This is a genomic window from Nostoc sp. NOS(2021) (assembly GCF_017115025.1).
Taxonomy (GTDB): Bacteria; Cyanobacteriota; Cyanobacteriia; order Cyanobacteriales; family Nostocaceae; genus Nostoc.
The window spans coordinates 1-9908 of the sequence record NZ_JABXKM010000303.1; the positions used below are offsets into that span (position 1 = coordinate 1).

Genomic DNA, 9908 nt, shown 5'->3' on the forward strand with positions numbered 1-9908 from the left:
AATAAACTCCAGTCGGAATAAGGGGAGTTTTTTATTTGCGCCCTTTCCCATAGATAAGTCGCTTTTTTAGGCTTTGTTTCATCGTAGGAACTCCCCGTTAGCACCAGTGTCAACCCGCAACGGTCGTCTGATTGCGCCCAGTTAAGAGCTTCACTCTACAAGAACCGAGCTTGTTCGGTGTGGGCAGATAGGGAGTCAATTCTGAGTCTGAATGGCAGGACTTGCACCTGCATCTGACCGAGAGTTCAGCCTTTAATGACAGTAATCTGCTGTCGGGCTGGATTAGTTATTTACGGACTGATTACCGTGATTCACTAATCAACGAATCGCACGGAGTTATTTATTCCTAACTCCTTATTAATTTGTACTCCTTTAGTGTTTTGGTAGGGTGCGTTACACCAAGGACTAACGCACCGCTTTACTTCACTTGATTTATAGATATATTTCTTCTCTTTCTTTGCGTCCTTTGCGTTCTTCTCTTCGAGACGCTTTGCGAAGGCGGTTCGTAAAAAAAACCACGAAGCTCAAAGGTTTATCGACGAAGCTCAGAGGTTCATCGACAAAGCTCAGAACTTCATTCACAATCAGTTAGGATTAATAACTTCTAACTCATTACTGATTTTTACTCCTAATTAATTGTCTTCCGGTCTAAATTTGTACTTTCTTGCTTTTGGGCAATGTCTTCTACTGCTTTGCATTGCCTTTTGTCAATATCTGACTTAATAATGAGTCCCTTAGTATTGAGCGCTATTTCAACTCGGTATTGACCATTCACCATATTAATAGCGGCGTAAGTTACTGTACCAAACATCATCACCCCGCAAAGTGATAAAGTAATTTGCAAAACTCCCAGTACTCGTTTCATTTTCAAAGCCCTAATCTCTTATATTCATCATTAAAATTTGGTGCGGTATGAGAACTGAGTTGAGAAGTAGCCACTGATTAGACGAGTTTTAGTTGATTACTCAGTTAACTTCAGGATGAGTATAATTTCTAGGGTGCAGCACGTTATAGCTAAACAGCTTTGCTGTTTAGCTAGTATAAAAATCTGATATACTCACAGCAATTTCTCGATGAGGAATGATGGCGCGATCGCTCCGAGTAGCCCCAGAGTATATTGAAAAAGTAAAGTCAGCACTTGGGCGTAACGGCTATCCTAGCCAGCAGTCCTTGGCTACTGATATAGTAATTTCTCTCTCCACAGTCAAAAGCTTTCTCACTGGTAAACCTGTTGACTATCTGAATTTTGTAGAACTTTGCAAAAAACTGGGGTTAGACTGGCAAGACATTGCATACAAAAAACCAGAAATTCAAACGCCTAAACCTCAGCCAACTAACGGGGAAGCATCACCCTTCATCACTGGCGCACCCATCACCCAACCCCGTTACTTTTTTGGACGCGAAAAAGAATTAAAACGCCTCTTCAACTTACTCAAACGCCATCCCCTGCAAAACGCCGCCATTATTGGCAAAAAGCGCAGTGGTAAAACATCCCTGCTGCACTACTTAAAAAATATCACCACTACCCCAGCACAACAACTGCGTCCTGAGCAAAAATTTGACTGGCTACCGCATCCAGAAAATTACTGTTGGATTTTTGTAGACTTGCAAGACGCACGAATGCAAAGCCGAGAAGGTTTATTAAAGTACATCCTAGAATCACTGAAGATGCAAGTGCCGACACCTTGCGATTTAGATCATTTTATGGATGTAGTCAGCGATAATTTGCATTTTCCCACAGTCATCTTATTAGATGAGATTAGTGTTGGCTTGCAACGCTGTCCAGAATTAGATGATGGCTTTTGGGAAAGTTTGCGTTCCTTAGCGACTAACCACACAGGAGGGAATCTAGCATTTATCTTGGCTACCCCCGAATCACCGATTGAAATGGCGCGAAACACAGGACACAGTTCACCCTTTTTCAATATTTTCGGCTACATCGCATATCTGGGAGTATTGACTGAGACAGAAGCGCGAGAATTGATTGCAAGTTCGCCTATTCCCTTCACTGACGGAGATATAGAGTGGATTTTGACACAAAGTTGCTGCTGGCCACTGTTGTTACAAATTCTATGTAGAGAAAGATTATTTAACTTAGAAGAAGAGGAGAATGATGATAATTGGCGTGAGGAAGGTTTACGACAAATGAAACCGTTTGCTGATTTATTAGATTCAAAACTAGCAGAGTAACTATGAAAGCACACCGAATTGAAACAAAGTTAACTAAAAACGGAACCTTGATTCTTGAAGATTTACCGTTTCAAGCAGGCGAAGCCGTTGAAATTATCATTCTAGAAAGTCACACTCATCCCCAAGAAGCGGATTTGTATCCTTTGCGTGGCAAACAGCCGTACCGTTATGATGATCCTTTTGAACCTGCTGTGCCTCTGGAAGATTGGGAAGTTTTGCAATGATCATACTGGATACTCATATATGGGTTTGGTGGGTTCAAGGTGATGCAAAACTGACTAAACAACATCAGAACTGGCTGCAACAATATGAACCCCAAGGGTTAGGAGTCAGCATAATGTCTTGTTGGGAAGTTGCCAAATTGGTAGAGATTGGCAAGCTAACTCTACCGTATCCGGTTGACGAGTGGTTAACAGGAGCTTTAGCTTATCCAGGAGTGCAGCTACTCGAACTGACAATTCCAATTATCGTTGAATCAACCCAACTCACAGGTTTTCACAGAGATCCATTTGATCAAGTTATTGTAGCCACTGCCAGAATTTACAGCTGTCCGTTACTAACTGTTGACGCCAAAATTCTGGCATATCCTGGGGTGCAAACTCTCAAAAAGTGAAAGATAAAGTTTGCCTTGCTGAATTAACCTATGAATTGTTCTTTGCGTCTTTGCGTGAAGCTCTTTAATATCCTGATTCAGCAAAGCCGAGTTTTAAATAGGAGTGCAAAAACGTTGACCTCACCACAACTACCCCCCAACGCCTACACCAATGCACCCCAGCAGCACCCCAACTTAATACTCGGTAGCCTACAACTGCTATTTTGGTTTGTTTTCCGTCCTCAAGCTTTTCATAATCATCTAAAGCGTATTGACCATTCGTTAGAAATAAACTTCTTGAATATAAATCGCTTACGTTGGAAAAACTCTGCTTTATATAAATTATTCTTACAAACTTTTTTAATATTACCTTTTCTCAACTACTTCATAGTTAGTCTTGTTCTAGCAGTACTAGGTACGCCATTAGGAAATTTTCCATTGAGCGCATTCTTAGGCTTGCTTTTTGTAACTGCATTTGGATCTGTTTTCGGTGCAGGGATGGGTATAGGTCAATCCTTTGGCATAGCGTTCACACAGGGTTTGATATTTGGAATATCTTTTGACGTAGGTTTTAGTGTAGCGTTTGGCGTAGGTTTTAGTCTTAATTTTGACATTGCATCAGTTTTGGCTTTAAGCTTGCCTTTCGGTCTTGGCTTAGGTGTCACATCTGCATATTCTTCATATTTTGTGGAGTTGGACAAGAAGAAAGAGAATCAAGAGGTGAGTACAACGATGCCTACCAACGTAAGGAGATTAAAATCCTTACCTTTGTTAATTATTGTGTTCTCGGCTCTGATTCTTTTTCTGATTATCGTGCGGTTATTTTTTATCAATCCACAGTTTAGAAACGCATTTCCAACTATTATTCTGGGATTGACCATCAACTTATACTTACCTATCCTGCTTTACCCTTTTTTGACAGTATGGAATGCTTTATTGTACTACCTTGATAAACCAACCATAGCCAACAAACGAACTTTATCTTTATTACGCTATCACTCCGCTTTTTGGGATGAATGGCAGAGGATACCTCTAATAGGGTTGGACAAGCATTTGCTTGAAGTTATGAAGCACAAGCAAGTTGAGGGACGAGCAGCTATGGATTACCTTAATAGCAGCCCCCAGCGCTGGGCAGCGCAAGCTGTACAAATTGAACTGGATGCACGCAGTTTACAAGACTGTGCTGATGTTGAAGCTATCCGTGAAGCTCATCGCATTTTAATAATTGATGAACTAGAGAATGAACTTAGCTCTAGCTTCATACTAAAAATCTTTAGCCGTATCAGCGAGGATGTTGATGCTGCTCTCAATCAAGCAAGTGCTTATAATCAGCGTTTAGCTCTGAGAGCTTTTGCAGATAAATTAAATTTACAGTTGGAGAACTTCGCTCGTAGCAGCGACAAATACACAGTTCGTTTCTACCCCATTATCAAAAGTTGGCGTGAGATAGCAACTAACTATGCAGATGAACTGGCTAAAATTACTGAACTCCGCCAAGAAATTGACTCGCCTTACATCATCGGCGTACCCCTGACACGAGAACAAGAAATTTTTACGGGGCGTGATGACATCGGCTTACGCATTGAGCAACTACTGCGCGATCGCCGTCGCCCACCTCTGCTACTATACGGTCAGCGACGTATGGGTAAAACTTCCCTCCTCAACAACATTGGAAAGTTACTACCTAATAACATCATTCCCATATTTGTGGACTTGCAAGGCGCACCTTCATCAGCTAGTGACCATGCAGGTTTTCTCTACAACCTGGCTAGAGATATGGAGAAGTCAGCGAAAAAGCAAGGTTTAACTCTACCGTCCCTAACCCGCGAAGTGTTAAAATCTGACCCCTTCACTTATTTCGATGAATGGCTAGATAAAGTAGAACAGGCTCTAGAAGAAAATACCGCCTTACTAGCGCTAGATGAATTCGAGGTACTAGACAACGCCATAGCCAAAGGTCGCTTTGATGAACAAGATGTTTTGGGAATGCTGCGTCACCTCATCCAACATCGTCCCCGCTTCAAGGTGTTACTGGCTGGCTCTCATACTATCGAAGAATATCAGCGCTGGGCTAGTTATCTCATTAATGTCCAAGTAGTGCATATCTCCTACCTCAAAGAAGCGGAAGCACGACAATTAATTGAACGTCCTGTCAAAGATTTTACTCTCCGCTATGAATCTGACGCCGTTGAGCGAGTACTGCAACTCACGCGCTGTCACCCATTCTTAGTACAACTACTCTGTGCAGAAATTATCGTTCTCAAAAACGAGCAAGACCCCTCTATCCGGCGATTGGCAACTTTAGCGGATGTAGAAGCCGCGATACCAGAAGCTTTGCAAAGTGGCGGCTTTTTCTTTGCTGACATTCAAAACAATCAAGTTGATGCGACTGGACAAGCTATTCTACGTTTTATCGCCGCTCAAGGGGAAGAGGGTATAGTTAGCCGCCAAACTCTATTGCAACAGTTCCCCGATGCTGATATTACTTTCAACTTGCTGTTGCAACGTGAGTTAATTGAGGAAGTTGACGACGGCTATGGCTTCCAGGTGGAGTTGATTCGCCGCTGGTTTATTTGAATCATGTCCGGTAAGTTAACTTATGACAAATACTACTTACGCTGGCGTAATTGCTCTACTATATATTCTTCTAGTTCTTGTTTTTCTCTGTTACTAGCATTTCGTTGATAAGTTCTTCCGGTTTCTTGAATAAACCTACGTTTCTCGCTGGGAGAAGATTTGAGTTTACCTCCAGTTCCTTGCAGCTTTTGCTGTAATTCTTCCCAAGTTTTTTCACCCACACTTTCACCTAGTTTGACCAGTGCCTTTGGGAGTAACATTTTTGCCTCTCGTTGAAAATCTTCTTCTGTCTCAAGAGAAACTAAATCTATATTGCTGAAGTCGATATCGATTTGAAACTTACTCATACAATTGTATTTATTCTGTTCAAAATTATCACCCCAATCGGGGAAGATGGTTTTCAATATTCAGCTATAAGCTTAATATAGTATGATTGTACTGTTTGATGTTGGTAACTGAACTTGAAAATATCAATTCCGAAAGTTGATTGAATACTTCCAGTAGTATAGCCCTACTTAATCATTCACAACAAGATTCCCGACTTCTTAAAACAAGTGGGAAATCTCAGCCTTTTGATTTTCATTTATAAAAGAAGATTGCTATATATTCAGAAAGAATACACATAATTAATGACCGTACAACCAAGTTAGCAATATTAGAAATGCTATCTTAAAAGCAAGGTCATTTGCTCAAATTTTGAGGATAATACTATGACTACAACGCTCAAAGAGGCTAATTCTATTGAGTCATTGCTAGGTAAAGAGGCAGAAGACCTGCTTACCCACAAAGCAAAAGTTTCTCGTGATTTAATACATTTGCCTGGGCCAGACTTTGTAGATCGAATCTGGCTTAACAGCGATCGCAATCCCCAAGTATTGCGTAATCTCCAGCTACTTTACTCTACTGGTCGTCTGGCAAACACAGGATATCTGTCTATCTTACCAGTAGACCAAGGGATTGAACACTCAGCAGGTGCGTCTTTTGCGCCCAATCCGATTTACTTTGACCCAGAAAATATTATCAAGCTAGCGATCACCGCAGGTTGCAATGCTGTTGCTACCACTTTGGGAACATTAGGTATCATATCGCGCAAATATGCCCACAAAATACCCTTTATTGCCAAAATCAATCACAACGAATTGCTGACTTTCCCCAATCAATTTGACCAGGTATTGTTTGCTGATGTGGAACAAGCTTGGAATTTAGGGGCGGCGGCGGTAGGTGCGACAATTTACTTTGGTTCAGAACAGTCTACCAGACAAATTCACGAAATCAGCCAAGCTTTTAAACGCGCCCATGAACTGGGGATGGTCACAATTCTCTGGTGCTATCTGCGGAACAACGCTTTTAAACAAGATAAAGATTACCACCTTGCGGCTGACCTCACCGGACAGGCGAATCATTTGGGTGTAACGATTGAAGCCGATATCATCAAACAAAAGTTACCCGAAAATAACAATGGTTACGGTGCAGTCGCCAAAGCCACAGGTAAGAGTTACGGCAAAAGCGATGAGCGCGTTTACACAGAATTGACAACTGATCACCCAATTGATTTAACTCGTTACCAGGTGCTGAATTGCTACTCTGGGCGTGTGGGGCTGATTAATTCTGGTGGGGCGACTGGTAAAAACGACTTCGCCGAAGCAGTTCGCACGGCTGTAATTAACAAACGTGCTGGTGGTTCGGGATTAATTTCTGGGCGGAAGACCTTCCAGCGTCCCTTTGAGGAAGGTGTGAAGCTATTTCACACTATTCAAGATGTTTACTTGTCGCCAGATGTGACGATCGCTTAGGGAGTGGGGAGTGGGGAGTGGGGGGAGTGAGGGAGAAGAATTAATCAAACCAATGCCCAATGCCCAATGCCCCATGCCCCATGCCCGTTGTCTTACTTCAAACCCAGAATATTAAAGACTATGTACAAGCCCCCGGCGTATGTAGCAGAACCAAGCAGTACGCAAACTGGCAGTGTCAGCACCCAGGCTAGCAGCAGATTTCTCAAGGTGTCCATTTGTAAACCAGAATGGTTCGCCGCCATTGTACCCGCTACACCAGATGACAGCACGTGAGTGGTGCTGACTGGCAGACCGAAGTAATCCGCAGCACCAATAGTTGTCATAGCTACTAACTCGGCGGAAGCGCCTTGAGCGTAGGTAAGGTGGTCTTTGCCAATCTTTTCACCCACTGTTACCACGATGCGCTTCCAACCAATCATTGTGCCAAGACCCAGTGCAATGGCAACGGCAAATTTCACCCAATTAGGAATGAATTTGGTTACTTTATCCAATTGCTTCTTATAGCTGATAAGCACCTCTTCTTGTTTGGCATCGGTTAATTTTTTCTGGTTGTCTAGCTTGCCAATTGTTCCAGCGACTAGATACATATCGGTTCGTAATGAGCCAAGCTCATCGCTTGAAAGCTGCTTGAAACTAGTTTTACCAGCAAGCTTGTCTCCAATTGTACGACTTTTGGTAGCAAGGGCTGCGAATGTTTTCTCGTTGGCTTCGCCAGTTGGTTTGAGGAACTTGGAAAGCTCATCTGTGATGTTTTGGCTGTTTAAGAATGTTCCTCTTCCTTGTTGTTGCAGCACCGGAATCACAGAGTTGGACGTAGCGGCCAACTGAGCGATCGCTCCGGCATTGGTATCTATATTCAGTGCAAACATACCTGGTAGAATGCCCACTAAGATGAGCATGATCAGACCCATACCTTTTTGACCATCATTTGAACCGTGGGCAAAGCTCACACCAGTACATGTCAAGATTAACAAAGCACGTATCCAAGGCGGTGGTGCTTTATTCCCTTCTGGCGCACGGTACAACTCTGGCCGTCTGATCAGTCTCTTCGCTAGGAGTAACAGCAGTGCAGCGCAGGTGAATCCAACAATTGGCGAAACCAATAGAGATGTGAAAACTTCCTGCGTCTTTGCCCAATTCACGCCCTCGCCAAAGACATGACCCTTAGACAACATTGAATTTGCTAAACCAACACCCATGATCGAGCCAATCAGCGTATGTGAACTGGATGCAGGTAAGCCCAAGTACCAAGTTCCCAAGTTCCACATGATCGCCGAAATCAAAAGTGCAAACACCATTGCAAAGCCTGCACCTGAGCCAACATTCAGTACCAACTCAACAGGAAGCAGGGCAACAATGCCAAAAGCAACGGCTCCAGTTGATGTCAGTACACCAATTAGGTTCCAACAGCCTGACCAAACGACGGCGATGTTTGGCTTCAGGGTATGAGTGTAAATGACTGTAGCAACTGCATTTGCAGTATCATGAAAACCATTGACAAATTCAAAGCTGAGTGCTAGACCCAGCGCCAAAGCCAGAAATAAATATTCCATTTAGCACTCCCAGTAAAAGACAAGAATGCAGTCTGACAAAAACAAGTTGTGTGACAAAAAAACTATTAAAACTAGGAAAAAAACCTGGGATTATTGCAATTCAGTAAACTACTCAAAAAATTATGGTTATAAATACAACCTTTCCCTGAACAGATTCTCTGATTACATCTACTATCTCGAAATAAGAATGGGTTCTAATTACACTTGAAGATTAGGATAGATAAGTTAAGAAATAAATAAGTAACGGTAAAGAATAAATTAAGTAACTTAAATCATATAGGAATCCGATTTGATTTCTGAAAAAATCTAAGGGACTTCCAAATAAAAAAATACTCAACTACTTATTGTGGGGTGGGCGTCTCGCCCGCCCTTAGCCAGAGGCGGGGAAGATGCCCACCCTACAAGATTGGATAATTTATTTGTTGTCAGTCCCTTATTTAACCTGGGCGATCGCAATTACCCAGTAGGACTTGATCACTGTTATCTAACATTTCTCAGTAAGAAATCTGGCTGACCACAACTTTTTTGCGATCGCTTCAAAATCTCCGCGCTACAAATACCAGGTTCACCGTTTTTGGAATAACAAAAGAAGACTTCTTGCAAAAATCTTCCCGAACCAGAACAAAAAGGTGCTATACCATCAGCAGTAACTTGATTATTAGCACTCACAAATGAATTTTTAAAATTTGTAATTGTGGTACGCAAGGGTTTATCAGGACTATTATAAGCTGCGGGAATAGCGATCGCATCTTTTAACTTTTTACTCAATCCCAAGTATTCCGCAGGAGTTTTCCCCGAACAAGTACCATGTTTTTCCCATTCATGATCGTAAAGTTTATTACTAGGATACAAATTGGCAAACTGCTGCTTTACTTCCGAGGGTAATTTTTGCGTGGAACAATTAGCTGGATAACCAGTTTGGTACTGCGGCCACAAACCATGTAGTACAAAACCAAGTTTCCTTCCAGAACCGCACTGCTGCTGATCACGGGTGCCATTTGTCGCACAATAATCCGGCGACCAAGAGAGTGTCAGTACATAAAAGTCAAATTTACCCGGAGTACCGCGATTTTGAGCAATAGCAGCATTCGGTATAAAAAGATTAGTAATTAACAGAGCAGATGCGATGAAAAGTTTCTTAATCTGCATATAAACAGTTAGTTGCTTTAAAACTAAAGTTATATACAATACATTGTTAAGAGT

At 42.2% G+C, this 9908-nt stretch carries 10 protein-coding genes; 5 read left to right on the forward strand and 5 right to left on the reverse strand.

Annotation, left to right across the window (positions count from 1 at the left end):
* Positions 1 to 432 precede the first annotated feature (432 nt).
* Both HWQ41_RS29465 and HWQ41_RS29470 read right to left on the reverse strand, forming a co-directional pair.
* Complete coding sequence (locus HWQ41_RS29465; RefSeq protein ID WP_292770918.1) at positions 433 to 582, reverse strand: hypothetical protein; 150 nt, start codon at positions 580 to 582, stop codon at positions 433 to 435.
* Between the two features lie 46 nt (positions 583 to 628).
* Positions 629 to 865 (reverse strand): hypothetical protein, encoded by a 237-nt coding sequence (locus HWQ41_RS29470; protein ID WP_292770920.1) that lies wholly within the window; start codon positions 863 to 865, stop codon positions 629 to 631.
* Positions 866 to 1080: 215 nt separating this feature from the next.
* On the opposite strand from HWQ41_RS29470, the gene HWQ41_RS29475 reads away from it, so the two are divergent.
* The 4 genes from HWQ41_RS29475 to HWQ41_RS29490 all read left to right on the forward strand — a co-directional run bounded on the left by HWQ41_RS29475 (position 1081) and on the right by HWQ41_RS29490 (position 5359).
* Complete coding sequence (locus HWQ41_RS29475; protein WP_292770921.1) at positions 1081 to 2190, forward strand: ATP-binding protein; 1110 nt, start codon at positions 1081 to 1083, stop codon at positions 2188 to 2190.
* 2 nt (positions 2191 to 2192) lie between these two features.
* Positions 2193 to 2414, forward strand: coding sequence for a hypothetical protein (locus tag HWQ41_RS29480; RefSeq protein ID WP_118161806.1), 222 nt, complete (start codon positions 2193 to 2195; stop codon positions 2412 to 2414).
* Complete coding sequence (locus tag HWQ41_RS29485; RefSeq protein WP_292770924.1) at positions 2411 to 2803, forward strand: type II toxin-antitoxin system VapC family toxin; 393 nt, start codon at positions 2411 to 2413, stop codon at positions 2801 to 2803. Before HWQ41_RS29480 ends, HWQ41_RS29485 begins: the two co-directional genes overlap by 4 nt.
* 114 nt (positions 2804 to 2917) lie before the next feature.
* On the forward strand, positions 2918 to 5359 hold the full coding sequence (locus HWQ41_RS29490) for an AAA family ATPase (RefSeq protein ID WP_292770926.1): 2442 nt from the start codon (positions 2918 to 2920) through the stop codon (positions 5357 to 5359).
* A 32-nt stretch (positions 5360 to 5391) separates the two neighbouring features.
* Here HWQ41_RS29490 and HWQ41_RS29495 read toward each other — a convergent pair whose 3' ends face one another.
* Positions 5392 to 5706, reverse strand: a complete 315-nt coding sequence (locus HWQ41_RS29495; RefSeq protein ID WP_292770928.1) for a hypothetical protein — start codon at positions 5704 to 5706, stop codon at positions 5392 to 5394.
* Positions 5707 to 6069: 363 nt separating this feature from the next.
* Here HWQ41_RS29495 and HWQ41_RS29500 point away from each other — a divergent pair, with 363 nt between their 5' ends.
* Complete coding sequence (locus HWQ41_RS29500) at positions 6070 to 7152, forward strand: class I fructose-bisphosphate aldolase (protein WP_292770930.1); 1083 nt, start codon at positions 6070 to 6072, stop codon at positions 7150 to 7152.
* Between the two features lie 92 nt (positions 7153 to 7244).
* Here HWQ41_RS29500 and HWQ41_RS29505 read toward each other — a convergent pair whose 3' ends face one another.
* Entirely contained in the window at positions 7245 to 8705 is a 1461-nt protein-coding gene (locus tag HWQ41_RS29505; protein WP_292770932.1) for an inorganic phosphate transporter, read from the reverse strand.
* 480 nt (positions 8706 to 9185) lie between these two features.
* A partial coding sequence (locus tag HWQ41_RS29510) for a hypothetical protein (RefSeq protein WP_292770934.1) occupies positions 9186 to 9908 on the reverse strand: 723 nt, incomplete at its 5' end.

What these genes read in the sequence shown, in the direction of transcription:
- HWQ41_RS29470 (WP_292770920.1), bottom strand. Translation starts at nt 865, where the DNA reads ATGAAACGAGTACTGGGAGTTTTGCAAATTACTTTATCACTTTGCGGG.
- HWQ41_RS29475 (WP_292770921.1), top strand. Translation starts at nt 1,081, where the DNA reads ATGATGGCGCGATCGCTCCGAGTAGCCCCAGAGTATATTGAAAAAGTA.
- HWQ41_RS29480 (WP_118161806.1), top strand. Translation starts at nt 2,193, where the DNA reads ATGAAAGCACACCGAATTGAAACAAAGTTAACTAAAAACGGAACCTTG.
- HWQ41_RS29485 (WP_292770924.1), top strand. Translation starts at nt 2,411, where the DNA reads ATGATCATACTGGATACTCATATATGGGTTTGGTGGGTTCAAGGTGAT.
- HWQ41_RS29495 (WP_292770928.1), bottom strand. Translation starts at nt 5,706, where the DNA reads ATGAGTAAGTTTCAAATCGATATCGACTTCAGCAATATAGATTTAGTT.
- HWQ41_RS29500 (WP_292770930.1), top strand. Translation starts at nt 6,070, where the DNA reads ATGACTACAACGCTCAAAGAGGCTAATTCTATTGAGTCATTGCTAGGT.
- HWQ41_RS29505 (WP_292770932.1), bottom strand. Translation starts at nt 8,705, where the DNA reads ATGGAATATTTATTTCTGGCTTTGGCGCTGGGTCTAGCACTCAGCTTT.